This is a genomic window from Salipaludibacillus neizhouensis, from assembly GCF_002886185.1.
In the GTDB taxonomy this organism is placed as follows: Bacteria; Bacillota; Bacilli; order Bacillales; family Salisediminibacteriaceae; genus Salipaludibacillus; species Salipaludibacillus neizhouensis.
Genome location: NZ_KZ614146.1, coordinates 1383396 through 1404250 on the forward strand (window position 1 = coordinate 1383396; position 20855 = coordinate 1404250).

23 protein-coding genes and 2 pseudogenes are annotated in these 20855 nt (G+C 35.3%); 23 read left to right on the forward strand and 2 right to left on the reverse strand.

The genetic code is table 11. The features are described from left to right. Positions 1-16 precede the first annotated feature (16 nt). The 18 genes and pseudogenes from CEF18_RS06590 (at position 17) to CEF18_RS06665 (ending at position 15617) form a co-directional block, all read left to right on the forward strand. Positions 17-1081: a TRAP transporter substrate-binding protein gene (locus CEF18_RS06590; RefSeq protein WP_110935733.1), complete on the forward strand. Its 1065-nt coding sequence runs from the start codon at positions 17-19 to the stop codon at positions 1079-1081. Between the two features lie 56 nt (positions 1082-1137). Next, positions 1138-1602 carry a TRAP transporter small permease gene (locus CEF18_RS06595; RefSeq protein WP_110935734.1) on the forward strand — a complete coding sequence of 155 codons (465 nt, stop codon included), beginning with the start codon at positions 1138-1140 and terminating at the stop codon, positions 1600-1602. Next, entirely contained in the window at positions 1599-2876 is a 1278-nt protein-coding gene (locus CEF18_RS06600) for a TRAP transporter large permease (protein WP_110935735.1), read from the forward strand. Before CEF18_RS06595 ends, CEF18_RS06600 begins: the two co-directional genes overlap by 4 nt. A 213-nt stretch (positions 2877-3089) precedes the next feature. After that, entirely contained in the window at positions 3090-3653 is a 564-nt protein-coding gene (locus tag CEF18_RS06605) for a helix-turn-helix domain-containing protein (protein WP_110935030.1), read from the forward strand. Then, complete coding sequence (locus tag CEF18_RS06610) at positions 3617-4483, forward strand: IS3 family transposase (RefSeq protein ID WP_110935029.1); 867 nt, start codon at positions 3617-3619, stop codon at positions 4481-4483. Before CEF18_RS06605 ends, CEF18_RS06610 begins: the two co-directional genes overlap by 37 nt. A 444-nt stretch (positions 4484-4927) precedes the next feature. Continuing rightward, positions 4928-5530, forward strand: a complete 603-nt coding sequence (locus tag CEF18_RS26355) for a helix-turn-helix domain-containing protein (protein ID WP_223292256.1) — start codon at positions 4928-4930, stop codon at positions 5528-5530. A gap of 12 nt (positions 5531-5542) precedes the next feature. Next, a pseudogene (locus tag CEF18_RS27120) lies at positions 5543-5770 on the forward strand (conserved phage C-terminal domain-containing protein); the annotation flags it as partial. A gap of 3 nt (positions 5771-5773) precedes the next feature. Beyond that, complete coding sequence (locus CEF18_RS06620; RefSeq protein WP_110935736.1) at positions 5774-6055, forward strand: hypothetical protein; 282 nt, start codon at positions 5774-5776, stop codon at positions 6053-6055. Then, positions 6052-6393: a helix-turn-helix domain-containing protein gene (locus CEF18_RS06625; protein WP_190238679.1), complete on the forward strand. Its 342-nt coding sequence runs from the start codon at positions 6052-6054 to the stop codon at positions 6391-6393. The genes CEF18_RS06620 and CEF18_RS06625 overlap by 4 nt, the downstream gene beginning before the upstream one ends. 525 nt (positions 6394-6918) lie before the next feature. Further along, the gene (locus tag CEF18_RS26785; RefSeq protein ID WP_407690386.1) at positions 6919-7128 is read left to right on the forward strand and encodes a class II fructose-bisphosphate aldolase; all 210 of its coding nucleotides are present in this window, start codon (positions 6919-6921) and stop codon (positions 7126-7128) included. Between the two features lie 618 nt (positions 7129-7746). Further along, a complete protein-coding gene (locus CEF18_RS06635) occupies positions 7747-8583 on the forward strand; it encodes a sugar phosphate isomerase/epimerase family protein (RefSeq protein ID WP_110935738.1) in 837 nt (278 codons plus the stop codon). Positions 8584-8640: 57 nt separating this feature from the next. Beyond that, a complete protein-coding gene (locus tag CEF18_RS06640; protein ID WP_110935739.1) occupies positions 8641-9636 on the forward strand; it encodes a tripartite tricarboxylate transporter substrate binding protein in 996 nt (331 codons plus the stop codon). Positions 9637-9696: 60 nt separating this feature from the next. Continuing rightward, a complete protein-coding gene (locus CEF18_RS06645; protein WP_110935740.1) occupies positions 9697-10215 on the forward strand; it encodes a tripartite tricarboxylate transporter TctB family protein in 519 nt (172 codons plus the stop codon). 23 nt (positions 10216-10238) lie between these two features. Continuing rightward, a complete protein-coding gene (locus CEF18_RS06650; protein ID WP_110935741.1) occupies positions 10239-11750 on the forward strand; it encodes a tripartite tricarboxylate transporter permease in 1512 nt (503 codons plus the stop codon). A gap of 80 nt (positions 11751-11830) precedes the next feature. Beyond that, positions 11831-12829, forward strand: a complete 999-nt coding sequence (locus CEF18_RS06655) for a PdxA family dehydrogenase (RefSeq protein ID WP_110935742.1) — start codon at positions 11831-11833, stop codon at positions 12827-12829. Between the two features lie 343 nt (positions 12830-13172). Further along, the gene (locus CEF18_RS26370) at positions 13173-14189 is read left to right on the forward strand and encodes a dihydroxyacetone kinase subunit DhaK (RefSeq protein ID WP_220693825.1); all 1017 of its coding nucleotides are present in this window, start codon (positions 13173-13175) and stop codon (positions 14187-14189) included. Next, positions 14189-14851 (forward strand): dihydroxyacetone kinase subunit DhaL, encoded by a 663-nt coding sequence (gene dhaL / locus CEF18_RS26375; protein ID WP_220693826.1) that lies wholly within the window; start codon positions 14189-14191, stop codon positions 14849-14851. Before CEF18_RS26370 ends, dhaL begins: the two co-directional genes overlap by 1 nt. Beyond that, complete coding sequence (locus CEF18_RS06665; RefSeq protein ID WP_110935743.1) at positions 14844-15617, forward strand: triose-phosphate isomerase; 774 nt, start codon at positions 14844-14846, stop codon at positions 15615-15617. Before dhaL ends, CEF18_RS06665 begins: the two co-directional genes overlap by 8 nt. Positions 15618-15677: 60 nt before the next feature. On the opposite strand, the gene CEF18_RS06670 is transcribed toward CEF18_RS06665, so the two are convergent. Then, positions 15678-16445 (reverse strand): DeoR/GlpR family DNA-binding transcription regulator, encoded by a 768-nt coding sequence (locus tag CEF18_RS06670; RefSeq protein ID WP_110935744.1) that lies wholly within the window; start codon positions 16443-16445, stop codon positions 15678-15680. A gap of 310 nt (positions 16446-16755) precedes the next feature. Here CEF18_RS06670 and rpiB point away from each other — a divergent pair, with 310 nt between their 5' ends. The 4 genes and pseudogenes from rpiB to CEF18_RS06690 all read left to right on the forward strand — a co-directional run bounded on the left by rpiB (position 16756) and on the right by CEF18_RS06690 (position 20018). Continuing rightward, positions 16756-17238, forward strand: a complete 483-nt coding sequence (gene rpiB, locus CEF18_RS06675; protein ID WP_110935745.1) for a ribose 5-phosphate isomerase B — start codon at positions 16756-16758, stop codon at positions 17236-17238. 65 nt (positions 17239-17303) lie between these two features. Continuing rightward, the gene (gene glpX / locus CEF18_RS06680) at positions 17304-18260 is read left to right on the forward strand and encodes a class II fructose-bisphosphatase (protein ID WP_110935746.1); all 957 of its coding nucleotides are present in this window, start codon (positions 17304-17306) and stop codon (positions 18258-18260) included. A gap of 368 nt (positions 18261-18628) precedes the next feature. Beyond that, positions 18629-19003 (forward strand): annotated as a pseudogene (locus CEF18_RS06685) (transketolase-like TK C-terminal-containing protein); the annotation flags it as partial. Positions 19004-19052: 49 nt separating this feature from the next. Beyond that, the gene (locus CEF18_RS06690; protein ID WP_110935748.1) at positions 19053-20018 is read left to right on the forward strand and encodes an ATP-dependent 6-phosphofructokinase; all 966 of its coding nucleotides are present in this window, start codon (positions 19053-19055) and stop codon (positions 20016-20018) included. Between the two features lie 350 nt (positions 20019-20368). Here CEF18_RS06690 and CEF18_RS26790 read toward each other — a convergent pair whose 3' ends face one another. After that, on the reverse strand, positions 20369-20494 hold the full coding sequence (locus CEF18_RS26790) for a hypothetical protein (RefSeq protein WP_259457924.1): 126 nt from the start codon (positions 20492-20494) through the stop codon (positions 20369-20371). Between the two features lie 84 nt (positions 20495-20578). Between CEF18_RS26790 and CEF18_RS06695 the strand changes: the two genes are divergently transcribed. Then, positions 20579-20845 carry a hypothetical protein gene (locus tag CEF18_RS06695; RefSeq protein ID WP_110935749.1) on the forward strand — a complete coding sequence of 89 codons (267 nt, stop codon included), beginning with the start codon at positions 20579-20581 and terminating at the stop codon, positions 20843-20845. Positions 20846-20855: the final 10 nt, after the last annotated feature.

Sequence of the window (20855 nt, forward strand, 5' to 3'; positions counted from 1 at the left end):
AAGGAGGCTGAAAAATATGAAGAAATTATCTTTGTTTTTTGTAATGATTATTTTATCAATTGGACTTGTTGCATGTGGTGGAAATAATGAAGGGGTAAATCAAGAAGTAAATCAAGAGATAGAAACAGAGCCTACTAACACAGATTCTGCTACTGAAACTTCTAGTGATAAAGAAGATAGTATAACAATTCGTCTAGGTTCACATTTACCACCTAGCCACTCTGTTATTGCTGTAACTGAAAAGTTTAAAGAAATTGTTGAAGCTAATTCTGAAGATCGTATTACTATTGAAATTCACCCTTCAGGTGAGCTTGGTGGGCAGAGTGAGTTAATTCAATCACTACAGATTGGTTCTTTGGAAATGACAATTAATGATGCTGGCGTTTTATCTAATTTTGCACCAAAAGTCGGGGTGTTAGACCTACCATATACTTTTAATGATTACGAACATGTTCATGCTGTACTAGATAGTCCAGTTACAGAAAAATTAGAATCTGAACTAGACGCAATAGGTATTAAATCAATTGGTTGGGTTGATTCTGCATTCCGTGATCTATTATTGAATAAGGAAATTTCTTCTATTGAAGATGTTGATGGACTAAAAGTACGTGTTCCTGATGCTCCACAATATTTAAGAACAGTAGAATCTTGGGGAGCAGCAGCTACTCCAATCTCATGGGGGGATCTATATACCTCGTTAGAAACAGGAGTAGTAGATGGTTTTGAAGGCTCTGCAGAAAGTATTTATGCTTCAGCATTACACGAAGTAGTAGGTTACCGTGTACCAACCGAACATATCTTTACAGTACTTTCTTTAAATATTAGTAAGATAGTTTTTGAAGAATTATCAAGTGAAGATCAGAAGTTAATCGAAGAAGCAGGTCGTGAGGCGGCTATTTATGGTCGTGATTTGGCTATGGAACGTGATGTTGAGTATAAAGAAAAGTTAGCAGAAGAAGGTTTACAATTAATTGATATTGATAAAGCAGCGTTCAAAGAAGCTGCTATGAATTTTGTGAATAGTTACGCTCAAGAAATTGAAGTTACTGATTATTTGGAAGAAATCAGAGAACTTCAATAAACAAATGAGCCAGCATTTTTTGCTGGCTTTCCTTTTTAAAATAAGGAGTGATACTCTTGGAGAAAATATTTAATAAAATAATGCGAGTATTGTTAGCTACATTATTTAGCGTGATCACTTTAATAGCTGTATTACAAGTGTTATCTCGGTTTTTGGGGATATCAATGAGCTGGACTGATGAAGCAATGAGGTTTCTCTTTATTTGGTTTACGTTTCTAGGTACAGGATATGCAATACGTGAAAAGAAACATATTGTAGTAGATTTCTTAAGTGGATCGATTTCCGAACCTGTTTTAAGAATAATAGATATCTTTGTACATTTGATAATGTTATTTTTTATTTTTGTGTTAATTAAGTACGGCTTCGAAGTAACACAAGTCACAGCTATTCAGAAATCTTCGGTGATGAGAATATCTATGTCTTATGTGTTTTGTGCCATACCGGTGAGCGGTATTCTGATGATGTTTTACACAACTTTGAATATTGTAGATTTACTAAAAGGGAAGGAGGGGAGGTCATGACACTATTATTAATGTTTGGGACTTTATTGATTCTGCTTATTTTAAGAATGCCTGTAGCGTTTGCCATTGGTGTATCCTCGATTGTAACGCTTTTGGTAACTACTGATATAACTTTATCCCTTATTATCCCAAGAATGTTAAATACGTTAAATAGTTTTACCTTTCTCGCCATTCCATTTTTTATGTTAGCTGGCTCAATTATGGAGCATGGAGGAATATCAACCCGCCTAGTTCGTTTTGCTAATAGTTTATTAGGTCATATAAAGGGTGGCCTTGGCCATGCCACAATATTTACAAGTACAATTTTTGCTGGTATTTCTGGATCAGCTTCAGCGGATACATCTGCTGTTGGTTCAGTTATGATACCATCTATGGTTAAACGTGGATATCCAAAAGGATATGCGGCTGCATTAACTGCTTGTGCAGGTGCCATTGGACCAATCATTCCCCCCAGTATAATTATGATCATTTATGGATCTTTAACTGGATTATCCATTTCAAAGTTGTTTTTAGCTGGTGCAATTCCAGGTATAGTTATGGCTATAGGGTTAATTATTATTAATTATCTAGGAGCAATAAAATACAATCTACCTTATGAAAAACGCGCCTCTTTTAAAGTAGTATGGAATAGTTTTATAAATGCTTTTTGGGCTTTGCTAGCTCCTGTAATCATTATTGGCGGTATCTTATTAGGTCTATTTACTGCTACTGAAGCAAGTGTTGTTGCTGTTATTTATTCGCTCGTTATTAGCATGTTTATTTATAAAGAATTAAGCTTTAAAGACTTATATAAAGTGTTAGTTCAAGCCACACATACAAGTATAATGGTTTTATTTATTGCAGCTACAGCATCAATTTTTGGTTGGATATTAGCTAACGAAAAATTGCCATTAAAAATATCAGTGTGGTTAAATGAATTTACAACTAATCCCTATATAATAATGTTGTTAGTTGTAATTATTCTTTTAATTATTGGGTGTGTAATTGAAACGATTGCCGCATCAATTATTTTTATTCCAGTTCTGGCAGTTATAGCTGAGGCAAGTGGGTTTGATCCATTTCATTTTGCTACTGTTGTTGCCATTTGCTTAATTGTTGGTGGCGTTACACCTCCAGTCGGGGTACTACTTTTCATAACTAATAGTATTGCAGAGGCGAGGTTTAAAGATACTCTAAGGTATCTAATACCATTTTTCACTCTAATACTAGTCGTAATATTACTAGTAGCGTATATCCCAACTTTGTCAACGTTCTTACCAGGTTTGTTAGAGTAGGTCATATTGATATTACGAACCTTTCTCCATAATTTAAGTTTTGGAGGAAGGTTTTAAATGTTTTATTACACCTTTATTAATGAAAAGAATATCAAACTATCTATATGAACTGTAACCCGAATAATGGACACTTAAAAAAAGTGCCTCATTGTTGGGGTTAGGTACCGACCCCCGAAAGTTAGAGTAGAAAATCTAACTTTCGGGGGTGTTTTTATGGCCAAATATAGTGAAGAATTTAAAATGAAGCTCGTCACCGAGTATTTGTATGGGAATCTTGGATACAAATCGTTGTCGAAAAAATATAATATACCCAGTTCCACCCCATTAAAAAATTGGGTGAGATCCTATAAAACACAGGGCATGGATGGATTAAAACGAAGAAAGATGCAGGAAGGGTACTCTGTTCAATTTAAATTAGATACGATACAATTTATACTAGAGACAGGTGCTTCTTATCAGGAAACTGCTGATCAATTTAGATTGAACAATCCTTCCTTAATTTATCGTTGGATGAAAACATTTAATGAACGAGGGATAGAAGGCCTAAAACCAATATCAAAGGGGCGACCTTCTATGTCTAAGAAACCAACTAAATCCAAGAATAAGGAAGAGACAAAGTTAACACGTGAAGAAGAATTAGAACGTGAGAATGAACTACTAAGACTAGAAAATGCTTACCTAAAAAAGTTGAAAGCTTTTCGGGAGAATCCAAATGCCTTCCACGAAAAGCACAGGCAAAAGTGGCATTCGAACTCAAAGAAGAAGGATTCCGATTAAAAAATATATTCATTGTTGTAGGTATTCCTGAAGCAACCTATCACTATCATGTGAAAAACTTTGGACAAGAAGACTCAGATACAGAACTAAAAAAACTGATTACAAGCCTATTTAAGCAGTTTCATGAACGCTATGGTTATAAACGTGTCACAAGAGAATTAAACAAATTAGGACATTCTATCAACCATAAAAAAGTGTATCGCATTATGCTGGAACTAGGGTTAAAATGTGTGAAATTTATGCGGAAATCCCGTAAATACAATTCATATAAGGGAAACGTAGGAAAAGTAGCGATAAACCGATTGTCCCGCCGCTTTAGCACACCTATCCCTCTTCAAAAGTTAGTAACCGACATTACAGAATTCAAATGTCTAGGCGAAGAGAAGTTATATTTAAATCCAATTCTTGACCTTTATAACGGAGAAGTAATTGCGTTTGAAATCAGGAAACGTCCAACACTAGATCTTGTCATAGAACCTTTAACAAGGGCGCTACAGATAATAAAGAATCATGCAACTTATCGCACTACCATTCATTCTGATCAAGGTTGGCATTACCAGCACAATCAATGGGTGAGGACATTAAAAGAAAATAAAGTATTCCAAAGCATGTCACGTAAAGCAACCTGCGCAGACAACGCTTCAATGGAAAATTTCTTTGGCATCTTAAAACAAGAAATGTATTATGGGGAAAAATTAGTAAGCTATGAAGAATTAAAAAGACGGATAGAAGAATATATCGACTGGTATAACAATGAACGATCAAAAATAAAATTGGCCGGATTGAGTCCAGTAGAATACCGAACTCAATCCAGCCAATCAGCTGCATAAAAAAACTCTAACTTTTGTGGGTAGCCACCCTGTTGAAGGGTCTTTCATTCGTTTTCCTCGGTTGATTAACCCACGTGAGTCTCCCACCCGTGCCAATGATGCACAGAACCGTCCCCTTGTTTCCCGTGTTTCCAAGCACCAGCTTGGTGGTTGGAGCTTGCACAGCGGAATTTTGAAATTCCCTCAATGGTTGAACAATACCAGAGATTACTACCAGAGATTACTTCAGAGAATACATACAGAGATCTCTTGAGACCTCCAAGCCTTCTCCAAAATCTTGCCTGAAACGAACAAACCCCAGCCCATAAAACTCTAACCCAAAACCTTCCCAAAACCCTCAGCCAAAAAAAATTTTCACATTTTTCAAAACATCTCCTCCTTTTTCATCTCTCGTCTGTACATACTCCTTGAAAGACGAAAACGAGAAACGAAAGGATGATTAGAATGAAAGGATTTAAACGATCGGTCATTAAAGAAGAGCTGTTGATGCTCACAGGAGACTATAAACTAGCGATTATGCTGAACCAAATGATCTACTGGTCCCAGTGCGTCAGAGATTTTGACAAATTTATTGCCGAAGAGAAAAAGCGAAACGAGGATTACGAGTTAGAGCTCACCCATGGCTGGTTTTACAAAACGGCCAATGAACTTGCTCAAGATACACTAACCGCCATGGCACCATCGTCCATCCGTCGCTATTTAAAAAAACTTCTCGAAGCCGGATGGGTAGAAGAGCGCGGCAATCCAAAAATAAAATGGGATCGCACCAAGCAGTACCGCGTGAATCTCGTTAAAATCCAACAAGATCTAAACCGAATCGGACTGTATTTAGAAGGCTATAAAACCGATATTCCGGTTCCAGCCGAGGAACTCGACCTAGACTACCAACCGCAATCGACCGTGAACGAACAAGCTGACACAAACGAGCAAACATCCTTTTTCGAGGAAGACCAAGCACCAGAAGCAGAAGACCAAGTCGAACCCACACCCAAGAAGATTCCTTACAGCGAGATTATCGCCTATTTGAATGACAGCACCGGCAAGTAATTCCAAGCCACGGCGATGAAAACACGAGATCTCATCAAAGCCAGATGGCGAGCTCACCCAAACCAAGACCACTTCGAAAAAGTCATCGACACGAAAACAGACCAATGGCTAAACGATCCAACGATGAACAAATTCTTACGACCAGAAACCCTGTTTGGACCCAAATTCGAATCCTACTTAAACGAAGGCAGCACCCCAACAGAAACCGACTTTGAGAAATACTTAAAGGAGCTGGAATAACCGATGACCCTAGCAGAAACCGCACAAATATTGCAGGAAATCGTCCAGTTTTATCCCGGCAAAATCAACTTGGAGCGGAAAACAGTCCAAGCCTGGTACCGCTTAATGAAAACACAGAACTATGAAGACGTCATCGACCGCCTCGATCGCTATGCAGCCGAGTACAAATATGCCCCACTCGTGCATGACCTCGTCGAAAAACCGCGGCCAGAACGAAACAAAGACATACTCGAAATCATCAGCCTATGGGAGGCGAACGCCAGTGGCGGACCAGTACAACCTTGAAGCCGAGAAAATGCTCCTCGGGTGTCTACTGCTCGAGTCCGCTCTCGTACTATCACGAGCACCTATTACGCCAGTTTGCAGAAAAGGAACTAGGAAATTCATTAAAGTATAATTTAGAAAATGATACGGAACTGACGAAGACCCCTTATGTTTACTTGGTCAATGAATGTAACATGTACAAGACGGCTAAAGAGTTAAATCTTTCCGTTAGTGGCTTTCGTTATCGTCTAAAGCGAATTCTAGAAATCTATCCGAAAAATATCCAATCTGCTGAAATTTTTCAATTATTCATACCTTTAAAATATATCTTAACGAATGAACTTGAGATTACGCCATGATCTTTTAAACCCTTGACAGGTTGCCTAGTTGTTGAGGTGTTTTTAAGTTTGCTCCTTAGGATGGGTGACGAATTCTGCACAATGAAGATATACCATTCTTCAAAAATATTCAAGATCATAAAAAGACATTAGTGACCTAATCTAATTTGATTCTAAAAATTCGATAATTCATATTGTAGTCCAAATAACGCATAATTGTATCAATTTTCGCATGACGTAGTTGTTCCTGAATAGAAAATTCATTAACTCCATTTTAAAAAAGAAGTTGGTCCATGGTATGCCTGATGCTAAGGCACTTGAATTGTTTAAAATCGGAGGCAATGGTTTAATGTATAAACTTTTGTTTTCTACAGGATTAAAACAAAGGGAAATTTTAGCATGTACAGAGGGTAATGATTTTTTAGTTATGAAACAATATTTTCGCTTTTATTTGAAATGAGGTAAGACGTTAAATATAATGAAGATAATTTAATATATTTAACCGTAGTAATACATTGTTACTAGAAGGACTAGGGCAATGGATTAGTGAACCTCACTATATCCATGCCCTTTTTATTATTTGACAGTTTTGATTACATAAGGCAACGGGAGGAGGAAGCTAGTGTTCTGCACGGTGGTTCTGGTACACCAGATGAGATCCTCATTCAAACGATTCAATCAGGAATTTGCAAAATCAACGTAAACACAGAAGTATCGATTTCGGTTATCAATTATTTACAGCATGCTAATAGTTAACAATCAGCATCTTTCTGTTGTGATGGCAGAAATAAAAAAAACGATGGTAAAGTGATGACAAAGTTTGTTCGGCTATTTGGAAATGTGAAATTAGTAAAGAGAGAATTCTACTTTACTTGGGTTAAGGTTATAGAGCCCCATAAGTTAATATAGAGCGTCCGCCTTAATTGGAAGAGCGCTCTTTTTCCAGCTGTGATGAACCTTTTTAAGTATAAATTACTTAATCATAATATACAGATTCATTTAATCGTAACCCTAATGTTCATGATTAGTTCTGTTGAATGCTAAAATGAAGTTGTAGGCTGTTTTTAAAAAGGGGAAAGAGTAATTTTTGCAACAGAAAAAGCAGAATAAAAACTATCTTTGTTACAAAAAGGGCTATTAGAATTTTTCATTTATAGCAAACAAAAAACTTTCGTTTATTTTTGTTTACCTTTCGTTTGTTATCTTATGATTATATTATTAACTTTTTTTGTTATTTAATTTTGTTTTTTTGTTATTTTAAGTTGACAAAATAAAAATAAATGATAATATAAAGAAAGTAAGGTGATGAAAACGGTTACAAAAATAGGACATTAAAATTCTGAATTTTACTACTACTTTTAAGGAGGGAGAAGGATGACAATGAAATTTGGATGTCATGGATCTACATGGGAATTAGATTATGACAAGGAATGTGACTATCTGGATAAAATAATGGATACCGTCAAGGTAGCAGGATTTAAGGGTATTGACGTTCAAGTAGCATTATTAGGAAAATATAAAAATGAGCCTGAAAGACTTAAAGAGGAGCTTGCAAAAAGAGAAATAGAGTTGGCTGCCTTAACTGTTCCGTTTACTTGGTTAAGAGAACAGGAATCGGATGAGGAGAAAGGGCATGCAAATTATTACATTAATTATTTGAAACATTTTCCTGGTTCTGTTATGAATGTTCCTGCTAGAGTAGGTCCAAACAGAGATAGTTTATTAAGGAGACAAACAGAAATTATTAGTTGTGTCAATGATCTTGGAAAACGTGCATACGAAAATGGAGTCACAGCGTCTTTTCATCCTGCATCTCCAAAAACCTCTTATTTTAGAATAAAAGAAGACTATGATGTTCTTTTTGAGAAACTAGATACAAAGTATATTGGTTACACTCCAGATGCAGGTCATATTATGGCTGGCGGAATGGATCCTATCGAAATTATAAAAAATAACTTATCTATTATAAAACATATTCATATTAAAGATTGTTCAAATACTTTTGAATGGAGAAAAATGGGGACAGGAGATATTGATTTTCTGGCAATTATGGAAACGCTTTATAACAATCATTATAGTGGATGGATTATGGTCGAAGAGGAAACAGAAGAAGCATCTCAAGATCCTGATAATGTTATTCTTGAAGTTAGTAAATATATTAATAGTCATTTACTTCCCATTACTAGAGGAGTAAAAAGTAGTTTTCAATAAGTTCAGAGATTTAAAAAATCATAACTTAAAATAGAAAATTAAAAGGGGGAATTAATAATGAAAAAATTAATGGGTAGTATTCTTCTGGTTGGTCTTGTATCTATATTAGCAGCATGCGGTGGGGGTTCAGAGCAATCTGGTGGATCTTCTGATGAAGGTGTAGCTGCAGAAACTACTTATCCTGAAAGAAACATTGAAATTCTAGTAGGGCATGGTGCAGGTGGAGGAACTGATATGTTTACAAGAGCAGTAACAAAAGAATTAGAAGGGATCTTAGATGTTAATATCAATGTTGTCAACCAAGAAGGCGGAGCAGGGGTTATCGCAGCGAAAAATGCATTTAATGCACCTGCTGATGGTTATACTTTAGTTGGAGATGCAGCATTTCCTATCACAACTGCAGCGGGTACTAATGAACAAGGGCTAGAAGGCTTTATACCAGTTGCTCGTTTCCAAAGTGATACTTATGGTTTATGGGTAGATCCTGCAAAGTATGAAAGCATTGATGATTTTATTCAAGCAGCAAAAGATAATCCTGGAAAGCTTACAATTGGTGGTACAGGATCTATGGGAATGGATGAAATTACAGTATTTTTACTTGGGCAAGCAGCAGAAGTTGATATAAGCTTTGTTCCAATGTCAGGCTCAGGTGAAATGCATGCTGGTGTTATTGGTGGTCATTTAGATGCAATGGTAGATGAGTTTGGTCCAACAAAAGCTTTATATGAGGATGGATCAGTCAAGCCACTTGTAGCATTTTCAGAAGAAAAATTAGAGCAATTCCCTGATCTTCCAACTACTGTAGAAAAAGGTTGGGATTTAACCGATGGAAATGAACGCGGCTTCTACATTAAAACGGGAACAGACCCAGAAATCATTAAAGTTTTAGAAGATGCGATGAAAACAGCCTATGACTCGGAAGAATATCAAAAATATGAAGAAGAAAACTACCTACATTTAAGAGAAGGTTGGTTGAACTCTGAAGAATTCACAGCACGTACGGAAGAATTAATTGAGAAGTATACAGGTGTTATGGCAAAACTTCAAAAATAAAAATGATAGTGTAGGAGGGTTAGCCTCCTACCTTATCTAAATTAGTGAGGAGGGATAAAAATGAGCAATATAAAAAAAGATTATATATTCTACAGTATAGTCATTGTATTTGCTATGATCTTTCTAACAATGACCCCGCAAATTAAAATTACTAATGCATCCTTTATTATCGGACCAAAGACTTGGCCTTATACATTATTAATTTTATTATTGGTTTTGGGAGCTTATGGAATTATTAGTAGTTTCTTTAAATCAAAAAAAATACAAGAAACAGAAGCAACGGAGGATAATGAAGACAATGAGCCTGAAAGAAGATTGTTTAAATTATCTATACCTATCGTTTGCTTAATAACTGTTATATTATATGTTCTATTACTTAGTGTATTTGGTTTTATTCTCTCTTCGCTTATATTTTTATATGGTTTATCCTTCTTGCTTGGAGAGAAAAAACAATTGAATGCAATCATATTTTCAATCGCAACAACGACAGTATTTGTCTTTTTATTTCCGGTTTTATTAAGCATTCCGTTACCTAGGGGGATGGGGGTATTCAGGCATTTCAGTCTACTATTCTATTAAAAAATAAGGGAGGGGGGGATAATATGTTTGAATATTTGATTACTGGTTTACTTAATGTGTTAACTGATCCAATGAATATCGTGATGTTACTTGCAGCAATTTTTATAGGCTATATTGGTGGTGCTATACCTGGAGTAAGTGGAACGATGCTAGTTGTTATAATGATTCCAGTAACATACACATTAGAGCCAGAAGCAGCTTTTATATTACTCACAGGTATTTATGCCATCACATCATTTTCTGGAGCAATCAGTGCTATTTTACTTAGAACTCCAGGTACACCAGAAGCGGTAGTAACAACATTTGATGGCTATCCAATGGCTCAGCAAGGAAACGCAGGCCGTGCGTTGGGGATAGCCATTCTTTGTTCAGTCGTTGGAGGCGTTATTGGAACATTATGTTTAATCACGATAACCCCAGCTCTTGCTAAAATAGCTTTATCCTTTTCATCTCCTGAATACTTTGCTTTAGCAGTCATGGGTCTGACTGTCGTTGCCTCTCTTAGCGGTAAAGAGTTAGCTAAAGGATTAATTGGTGTTTTATTTGGATTAATGATAGCAGTAATCGGAATGGATCCTTTAACTGGAACATTACGTTTTACATTTGGAACAACAGCTTTAACTTCTGGTATTAATTTAATACCAGTCATTATAGGACTTTTTGCTTTATCAGAATTTCTAAAGAAATCAAGAGATAGTCATGTTGTCCAAGAAGCTATTTCAAATGTGCAAACAAAAATCTTTGAGTTAGAAATTTTCAAGAAAATATATAGCACAATGGCTCGATCTTCAATTATAGGTGTATTCATAGGAATACTACCTGGAGTAGGTGCAACAACAGCTTCCATGTTAAGTTACAGTGAAACAGTTAGATGGTCAAAAGAAAAAGAAAAAGCAACTTATGGAAAAGGTAATCCTAAAGGTATTGCTGCATCTGAAGCTTCGAATAATGCTGCAGCAATGGGAACGTTAGTACCCTTGCTTTCACTAGGTATTCCAGGTGGGGCAACAGCAGCTGTTCTATTAGGTGCTTTTATCTTACATGGCATGCAACCAGGTCCTATGTTATTTAAAACAGAACCTGAACTTATGTATACAATTTTTGCTGCTTTATTATTAGCTAATATTGCAATGTTAATTGTTTCAAAACCTTTCATCAAAATTTTCCAAAGAGTAGTGAATATTCCTTATTATGTATTGGGTCCATTAATTGTTGTATTTTGTGTAATTGGAACATACACAGTAAGAAATAACTACACGGATATTTTAATTATGGTATTGTTTGGAATACTAGGTTATACCCTTGAAAAATATAGATTCCCATTAGCAACTATTATTTTGGGGGTTGTATTAGGACCGCTTACGGAAAGCGAGTTTCGCCGCTCAGTTGAGATGGCAAATGGGGACTTTTCAGTATTTTTTACACGTCCAATTAGTTTAACCCTATTAATTATTTCTGCGTTAATGTTATTCTATCCAATGATTAATGACTACTTTAAAAAACGGAAATTAAAAAATACTGATATTGCAGTTTGATAAAAATGTGACGGCTACAGTTTTATTAAATATTTTAAAAATAATGAAGGCAGTTAGATACTTACTGAGGAGGAAAAATAATGAATAAACCTAAAATTGGATTGTTATACGGAGATGCTGCAGGTGTTGGACCAGAATTAGTGGCAAAGGCTTTAGCGAAGAAAGAAATTTTAGAATCAGCAACTTGGATCTTAATGGGTGATGAAAGGGTTTTTAATAAAGGTGCTAATATAGTTAGTAAAGAATTAAACTATCAAAAAGTAGAAAATATAGATGAGGTTAATCCAGAGGTTTCTTCACTTTGGTTAATAGATACAAAAGTTACAGATCCTGACGAGATTGAAATGGGTGTTCTTTCAGAGAAATCTGGGAAGGCTGCTGGAGATAATTTAATGTTTGCTTTAAACCTTGCAAAAGATAATAAATTAGATGGTCTTTCTTATGCACCTATGAACAAAAGTGCACTCTATAAGGGAGGCTACGAGTTCATGGATGATATTCATTTAGTAGCTTCTGTTTTTGGTCTCAAATCAGGGTTTAGTGAAGTAAACGTAATGAATGATGTATGGTTTACACGTGTTACTTCACATATTCCGTTAAAAGAAATTGCTGAAAATATTACAAAAGATAATGTTTTAGAAAGTATCTATTTTGCTAATGAAATTGTATCTAAAGCTGGTATTACTCCCAGATTAGCTGTTGCAGGTTTAAATCCACATGCTGGAGATGATGGATTATTAGGAGACGAAGAAAATGACATTATTATTCCTGCAATTGAAGAAGCTAAAAGCAACGGAGTAAATGCATTTGGACCTTTCCCTGCTGACACGATGTTCTTACGATTAGAAAAAGAAGGATATAATTGTTTATTAGCTATGTACCACGATCAAGCTCAAATTGGTATGAAAACGATGGGCTTTAATAAAGGTGTAACAATTAGCGGTGGACTTCCTATCGTTATTACAACTGCTGCGCATGGTACAGCTTTTGATATAGCCGGAAAAAACATAGCAGATCCTGGTGCATTTGAGGAAGCTTTAAAGATGAGTGTAAAACTGATTAATAATGGATATAAGTAATATTCAAGTTAAAGCACAGTTAAACGACAGTGTTGATAATTAAAGGGAAACTTCTGAGACTTAGCAATTAATAAGTTATCATAAAAGCAGAATGCCTTTCCATATAAGAATCAACAAAAGGATATATGAAAGACTATTAAAAGAGAAAGGGAGTGTCTAGTCATTAGTTTGTGGCTATTAGACACTCTTTTTTAGAAATATGTTAATAATCTCAAGTTTAACAATATGAATATAAAATGCAAATTGACAGAAAATAAATAAAAGTTTAAAATAATAAATGAAAGTAAATAAAAGAAAATTAAAATAGAAATGAAGATTCATATCCTTATAGGAGGTTCTTGAAATGAAAAAAATTATAAATAATCCTGGTAATGTTGTTGAAGAAGCAATAGAAGGCTATATGTATGCATACAAAGATTCATTAACAAAAGTCAACAATGTAAACGGAATCATCCGTAAGGATCTTAAAGATAAAGTTGCAATCATCATAGGTGGAGGAAGTGGACATGAACCATTATTCCTTGGATTTGTCGGAGAAGGGCTTGCTGATGGAGTAGCAATTGGTAACGTATTCGCAGCACCAACGCCAAATACTATTCAAGACGTAGCAAAGTCTGTTGATCAAGGAAAAGGTGTTTTATTTATATATGGGAATTATGCAGGGGATGTTCTTAATTTTGATATGGCAACTGAATTATTAGAATTTGAGGAAATTCAAACACAAACCGTTTTAGTAGCGGATGATGTGGCATCAGCACCAGAAGAACGTAAAGGTGACCGCAGAGGAATTGCTGGAGATGTTGTTGTATTTAAAATTGCAGGTGCAGCATCCGAAAAAGGGTGGTCTTTACAGGAAGTAGTACGCGTAACACAAAAGGCAGCAGATCAAACATTTTCTATTGGTGTGGCTACAGCGCCAGGCTCCATTCCAGGAGAAGAGGAACCACCATTTGTACTAGGTGATGATGAAATCGAAATAGGTATGGGGATTCACGGAGAACCTGGAATGAAACGCACGAAACTAATGGAAGCAGATGATTTAACAGATGAGTTATTAGACATATTATTAAAGGAAAGTAAAATACAAACAGGTGATGAAGTAACTGTTTATGTAAACGGCTTAGGATCTACTACATTATTAGAATTACTTATAGTGAATCGTAGAGTAGCACAAATTTTAAATAAAAAAGGAATTAAAATATACGATATGGATGTAAATAGTTACTGCACAACACAAGAAATGGGCGGGTTTTCTATTACATTTTTAAAATTAGATGATGAGTTAAAAGATTTATATGATGCTCCTGCCGATTCACCTTATTACAAAAAAACTCAAAAGATTGGAGAGGAAGTTAAATAATGTCTATTGAAACAGTAAACAGTGTGAACACAAGACAACTGAAAGATATGTTTTTATATGTGGGGGACCAGGTAGTTGCATGTAAACCTTTACTTACTAAAATTGATAGTGCTATTGGGGATGGTGATCATGGCATAGGAATGTCTGTTGGTTTTACAAAGGCTGATGAGAATTTAAAAGCAAATGAATTTACATCAATTAATGATGTGTTTAAAACAATAGGCATGTCTATGATTTCCTCTATGGGTGGCGCATCAGGAATTATTTTCGGTACAATGTTTGTTGGAGGGATAAAAGGATTAGAAACGAAAGTTTCTTTAGATTTACCGTTATTAGCTGGGATTTTTAATAAAGCGTTAGAAGCTATAAAGCAACGTGGTAAAGCTGACCTTGGTGATAAAACTATGATTGATGCTTTGCAGCCTGCAGTTGAAGCTTTAGAAAAGAGCGCCGCAGCAAATGAAAGTTTAGTAGAAGGGCTTAGAAAGGCAGAGATTGCTGCACTTCAAGGAGTCGAAAATACAAAGCAGTATATTGCAAATTTCGGTAGAGCTAAATCTTTAGGAGAAAGAGCCATTGGTCATCAGGATGCAGGTGCTACTACGGTTTTGATTATTTTTAAATCAATGAAGGAATGGTTAGAAGGACAGGAAAATGGATAAAATATGGGTTGGTACCAATTGGAAAATGACGAAGACGATATCTGAAGGAATCTCCTATACAAAGGAGCTTAAACATTTAGCTGAAAAGATTACTTCTGATATTGAATTGTTTATCATCCCTTCCCATACAGCTTTGATTGATATAAAGAGAGAGGTTTCTAATTCCAGGATCCGATTAGGTGCACAAAATATGCACTGGGAAGATAACGGAGCGTATACTGGTGAAATCTCACCAAGAATGCTCCATGAAATAGGGATAGACTTAATTGAATTAGGTCATTCTGAGCGAAGGCAATATTTTAATGAAAATGATTATGAAATTAATAAAAAGATATTTGCTGCATTAAGATATGGGATGAAACCAATAATTTGTATTGGGGAAAATATCGAACAAAAAAACAACTCTGCTTCCTATGAAACACTTGCTTCTCAACTAAAAATATGTCTAAACGGATTGACGGAAAAGGAGGCCAAACAGGTTCTTGTTGCTTATGAACCTGTTTGGGCAATTGGTGAAAAAGGAATTCCTGCTGATTCTAAATATGTAGGTGAAATACATACATACTTACGTCAAGTATTAGTTGAAATGTTTCCAGAAAGTGGTCTTCAAATCCCATTGTTGTATGGGGGAAGTGTAAACTTAGATAATTTTTTGAAATATATTGAGCAAAAAGATGTAAATGGTCTTTTTGTTGGAAGAACTGCTTGGAATATGGAGACGTTTACGGTAATGATCAAAGAGCTGGAGAAACATCTTTATAATTAAAATGAAAAAAGGATACTCCTAGGAGTATCCTTTTTTCTTATTCTAGATAAAAAGAGCTTTTTAAATAATTTCTATATTTTCTCGAACAATTTTGTTATGAAGTTCCTTATCTAAAGATTTATCAGTGATAATCGTATCGATTTGCTCACATGTTGCAAAGGTGGCTATTGAGCTTGTTCCTATTTTGGAATAGTCCACCATCGCAACAATCTTATGAGCCTTTTCAACCATAAATTTTTTTAATTCTACTTCATATACATTAAAGTCTGTAAGTCCTTCTTCTATACTAAATCCGCTAGCAGATGTAAACATAGTGTCAATATTGATTTTATTCAATATACTTGTTCCTAGTAATCCCTCTAATGCCATTGAACCCATTCTGACCATTCCGCCTACTAATATGACATTAATTCCAGGATTCTCTTTTAACTCGATAGCAGACGATAAACCGTTAGTTACAACGGTAATATTTAAGTTGGAACCTCTTAATAATTTTGCCAATTCAAGAGCTGTTGTACTTGCATCAAGTAGTATGCAATCTTTTTGTCTAATATGTTTAATGGCCTTCTGACCTATGATTACTTTTGAATCACGGTTTTTCTTTTCGCGTTCAGAAAAGCTCTTCTTTGAAGAGAAGTCTTCATTTAAAACAGCCCCACCATGAGTGCGAGTTAACAGACCTTCTTCCTCTAAAATATTTAAATCAGTTCTTAATGTGGCTTCGGAAACATTTACATCTTTTGCTAAATCTTTAACAGTTACTCGTTTTTTTTTCTCAAGTATATTTAAAATTAATTGTCTTCTTTCACTTGCGAATAATTTATTCATAATTACCCCTCTTTATTTTGATATTCCATTAATCATTTGAATATAAATAAAAACAAAAAAAATAAAAAGTTAAATAAAACATATTACCTGTATTATAAGTCTAATTCAGGTCTAATTCAAGTCAAATCTCTTATGAATTCGTATTTTCAGAGGTAAAAAATGATAATTAATTTTAAAATATAAATATATCTTCGATAAAACAAAAGTAAACGAAAATAAACATTGAAAAATAAAAACAAATGTAATAAAATAAGAATAGGGATAATAAATAAATAAAGTATATTAAAAGAAAACGAAAGGGGATTTTTAAATGAAAGTTGGAATTGGTTGCGATAACAATGCTTTTGATTTAAAAGAAGTAGTAAAAAATTATATTGAAGAGTGTGGCCATGAAGTTGAGGATTACGGTTGCTATTCACAAGATGCTATTGATTATCCAGATGTTGCCTTAAAAGTTTCAAAAGGAGTAAGTAATGGCGTTGTAGAACGTGGGATTTTACTTTGTGGTACTGGAATTGGAATGTGTATAGCAGCTAATAAGTTTCCTGGTATTCGTGCTGCACTTGCCCATGATGTTTATTCAGCTGAAAGAGCACAACTAAGTAACGATGCACAAATTTTAACAATAGGTTCTCAAATTATTGGATCCGAGGTTGCGAAAAAAGTTGTTTCTAGTTACTTAAATTCTAATTGGTCAGGCGGTTCTCAACGTAAGGTAGATAAAATTGTTGAAATAGAAAATGAATATTTCACAGAGGTTAGCAAAGAATTATCTTCTAAATCTTGTAGTTGATTTACTAAAAGCATTAAAAAATATTTACTTTACCTATTAGGCAGTTTAAAAGGAGTGGGTCTCAAATGAATCAATTAATATATGATTTTTTACATGTTACAGAATCGGCAGCATTAGCATCACTACCGTGGATTGGGACTGGGAACAAAATCGAAGCTGACAGAGCAGCAACAAACTCCATGCGAATCTTGCTGAATAAAATATCAATGGATGGTGTTGTGGTGATTGGGGAAGGTGAAATTGATGAAGCGCCAATGCTTTTTATTGGTGAGAGAATAGGAACAGGAACAGGACTAAAAATCGATTTAGCTGTAGATCCCATTGATGGTACTACTTCTACTTCAAAAGGAAAAAATGATGCCATCACAGTTATTGCAGCTGCTCCTAAAGGTAAATTACTCCATGCTCCAGATATGTATATGGAAAAAATCGCTACGGGGCCAAAGGCAGCAGGGAAAATAGATATTGATGCACCGATTGAAGATAATCTGTATGCGGTTGCAAAAGCTACTGGGAAACAAATAAATGAGTTAACGGTCGTCATCCAGGATCGAGAAAGACATCAACAATGGATAGATACCATTCGAGGATTAGGTGCGAAGACTTACTTGTTTGAAGAGGGTGATGTTATTCCCGCGATTGCAACTTGTATCGATTCATTAAATATTGATTTATTTTTAGGTATTGGAGGAGCTCCTGAAGGTGTATTAGCTGCAGTTGGAATAAAAAGCTTAGGCGGAGATATGCAAGCTAGACTTTTACCAAAAACTGATGAAGAGTATGAAAGGTGTAAAAGCATGGGGATTGTGGAACCAAATCAATCATTGAAACATGAACAATTAATAGGTACCGATAATTGTGCATTTGTTGCAACAGGTATTACAAGTAATATGTTGCTAAAAGGTATCCGATGTGATCAGAAAAAGTTTATTACTCATTCAATGGTGATAAATGGATTAGACAAAAGTTTGAGGTGCACGGAAACGGTGCATTCGGCACTTTTAAGCGAAACGATAGTCTAGTAGCTTTTTAAACTCCTTTATATAGAATAATCTACTAGTTTTGCGGTAAAGAGAAGTTAAAGAGCAATTGAGGAGATTCAGTTGCTTTTTTTCTTAAATTGTTTGTGATTAATTTGACTCAGTATCATCAGGATGTAACTTAAAAAAGTAAGCAAAGACTGAATACTATTAGGAAGAATAGTCATCTTCAATTAATGATTTTAAAAAAACTTATTCTTTCAAAAATAATCAATTATTGAATGAACTTAAAATGATAGGTTTTGACATAAATAGGTTTATAAAGAGGTTTTATGGGGAGGAATTAATTTGATCAGAGACAAAGTGAATATTGATCAGTTATCTGTTCAAACAATGAACAATCGATGCAATTGAAAAAAGGAGCATATGTTATTTCTGAAGCAAATGAAAAGATCGATGGTCTTCTATTAGCTTCTGGATCTGAAGTGTCATTAGCGAGTGCATCTCAAAAAGGTTTAGAAAGAGAAGGGACTTTTGTTTCGGTTATAAGCATGCCGAATTGGGATCGTTATGAGAAACAACCACATTCTTATAGAGAAATTGTCATTCCGAAACATGTCAAGGTACGTCTTGGAATTGAAATGGGCGTATCATTTGGTTGGGTAAGATACGTAGGAGATAACGGGTTCGTTCTAGCTATTGATCATTTTGGGGCTTCGGCACCTGGAGAGAAACTGATAGAAGAATACGGTTTTACTGTAGAAAATGTTATAGCGCGTTTTAAAAACTACTTTAACGTACACATTTTTAATGAGATGAAACGGGGGCGGGAAAATGAAAAAAATTGCAGTTTTAACTGGTGACAGTGCTCCAGGAATGAATGCGGCCATTCGTGCTGTTGTACGACAAGGGATAGGTAAAGAAATGGATGTTTACGGTATCCAAGGTGGTCTTACAGGACTAATTGATGGGAATATTATTGAAATGTCACTGGAGATTGTATGTGACTTAATTCATAGAGGAGGATCAGTGTTACAGTATTCACATTTTGAGGGTCTCGAGAATGTCGATATTCAACAAAAAGCATTAGATCAAATTGAAAACTTAGGTATCGAAGGGTTAATTATTCTTGGTGGAAATAGAACTATGAGAGCTGCAGAGAAATTAAGCTCCCTAGGAGTTCCTACGGTTGGAATTCCTGTAACGATAAATAATGACATTGCTGGAACAGAATATACAATTGGATTTGATACAGCTGTAAATACAGTAGTAGAAGCCATTGATAAAATTCGATATACTGCATCATCAAATGAACGAACCTACGTTATAGAGGTGGCAGGAGGCCGAGTTGGGAATATAGCTCTTTGGTCAGGCGTGTGTACAGGAGCGGAATCGATTATTATTCCGGAAGCAAAACATGATGTTGAAGATATTACTGACCGAATTCATCAAGAATATGAGAGGGGAAAAAACCACAATATTATTGTAGTTGCAGAAGGAGTAGGTGTAGGAGCTGGAAAAGAGTTAGGTAAGATAATCCAGGAAAAAACCAACTTAGATACAAAAGTAACAATTCTTGGACTTCTTCAACGTGGTGGCCCACCAAGTGCATACGACCGAATGATAAGTAGCCAAATGGCAGCTGAATCTGTGGACTTATTAGTGGAAGGAAAGAAAGGTATCATGATTGGATTGAAAAACGGTAGATTGATTCATACACCTTTTGAGGAATTAGGAAAAGATAAGCCTGGGTTCGATCACAACACATACCAATTAGCAAGAAGTCTAGCAACATACTAATTATAAAAAGTAAATGGGGGAGTACATAAGTTAATTTTTCATTGAAACTGCAAGTCTTGAAACCTGACGTTATGGCAGGACAGAACATAAATACATCATAGATTTTATACTTGCTATTCATTATCTTCGACAAGGAAAAATATATTGTTAAAGGTATTACATACTCCCACCTCACGGACGGCATGAAGTAACAATTTCAATGTAGAAAATATATTAGCATTGTATTCAGTTTTGCCTTTCAATTATTCAAAGACATGACTTTTGATTAAGGGTTGACATCATTGCGATATTTTTTGCGAATGTTTACAAAGAAGCTAAAGGCCGTTCCCTTAATGTGCAAAGTAGTTTGTTTAACAAAGACTCTTCTCCAAGGAAGGGTCTTTTTTGTATTTTTCTTCGTTTTGAGTGAACCATGTGTGTCTTCCACCAATGCCAATGAAGCACAGAACCGTCGAACCGTCCCCTTGATTCCACATTTTTTAAAACACCTCCTCCTTTTTTATCAGTCGTCTGTACATACTCATTGAAAGACGAAAATGGAAAACGAAAGGATGATTCGAATGAAAATATGCTCTACTCGTGTAGGGATGACAATCAAGGAATTGTATCAGGAGGCTGTGATCGAAGACTTTAAAAGTCTGATTTATTTAATCGAGTGGCTCGTCTACGAAAAGAAAGCCATTACGATGGATCGCGATGCCAGGAACATTGAACATTTCACAGAAAAATATCGTGGCAGGCTTAATCCGGAACTGGCAGCGTATAAAGCGAAGGTCGAGGGTGGGGGGGAGATTACAAGAGGTCATCTAGATCGTATTGCATTTTAGCAAGTGATGA

Coding starts and splice junctions, on each gene's coding strand:
- CEF18_RS06655 (WP_110935742.1), top strand. CDS start 11,831: ATGAATAAACCTAAAATTGGATTGTTATACGGAGATGCTGCAGGTGTT.
- dhaL (WP_220693826.1), top strand. CDS start 14,189: ATGTCTATTGAAACAGTAAACAGTGTGAACACAAGACAACTGAAAGAT.
- CEF18_RS06650 (WP_110935741.1), top strand. CDS start 10,239: ATGTTTGAATATTTGATTACTGGTTTACTTAATGTGTTAACTGATCCA.
- CEF18_RS26370 (WP_220693825.1), top strand. CDS start 13,173: ATGAAAAAAATTATAAATAATCCTGGTAATGTTGTTGAAGAAGCAATA.
- CEF18_RS06635 (WP_110935738.1), top strand. CDS start 7,747: ATGACAATGAAATTTGGATGTCATGGATCTACATGGGAATTAGATTAT.
- CEF18_RS06695 (WP_110935749.1), top strand. CDS start 20,579: ATGAAAATATGCTCTACTCGTGTAGGGATGACAATCAAGGAATTGTAT.
- CEF18_RS06690 (WP_110935748.1), top strand. CDS start 19,053: ATGAAAAAAATTGCAGTTTTAACTGGTGACAGTGCTCCAGGAATGAAT.
- CEF18_RS06640 (WP_110935739.1), top strand. CDS start 8,641: ATGAAAAAATTAATGGGTAGTATTCTTCTGGTTGGTCTTGTATCTATA.
- CEF18_RS06620 (WP_110935736.1), top strand. CDS start 5,774: ATGACCCTAGCAGAAACCGCACAAATATTGCAGGAAATCGTCCAGTTT.
- CEF18_RS06590 (WP_110935733.1), top strand. CDS start 17: ATGAAGAAATTATCTTTGTTTTTTGTAATGATTATTTTATCAATTGGA.
- CEF18_RS26790 (WP_259457924.1), bottom strand. CDS start 20,494: ATGTGGAATCAAGGGGACGGTTCGACGGTTCTGTGCTTCATTGGCATT.
- CEF18_RS06670 (WP_110935744.1), bottom strand. CDS start 16,445: ATGAATAAATTATTCGCAAGTGAAAGAAGACAATTAATTTTAAATATA.
- CEF18_RS06645 (WP_110935740.1), top strand. CDS start 9,697: ATGAGCAATATAAAAAAAGATTATATATTCTACAGTATAGTCATTGTA.
- CEF18_RS26355 (WP_223292256.1), top strand. CDS start 4,928: ATGAAAGGATTTAAACGATCGGTCATTAAAGAAGAGCTGTTGATGCTC.
- CEF18_RS06665 (WP_110935743.1), top strand. CDS start 14,844: ATGGATAAAATATGGGTTGGTACCAATTGGAAAATGACGAAGACGATA.
- CEF18_RS06605 (WP_110935030.1), top strand. CDS start 3,090: ATGGCCAAATATAGTGAAGAATTTAAAATGAAGCTCGTCACCGAGTAT.
- glpX (WP_110935746.1), top strand. CDS start 17,304: ATGAATCAATTAATATATGATTTTTTACATGTTACAGAATCGGCAGCA.
- rpiB (WP_110935745.1), top strand. CDS start 16,756: ATGAAAGTTGGAATTGGTTGCGATAACAATGCTTTTGATTTAAAAGAA.
- CEF18_RS06600 (WP_110935735.1), top strand. CDS start 1,599: ATGACACTATTATTAATGTTTGGGACTTTATTGATTCTGCTTATTTTA.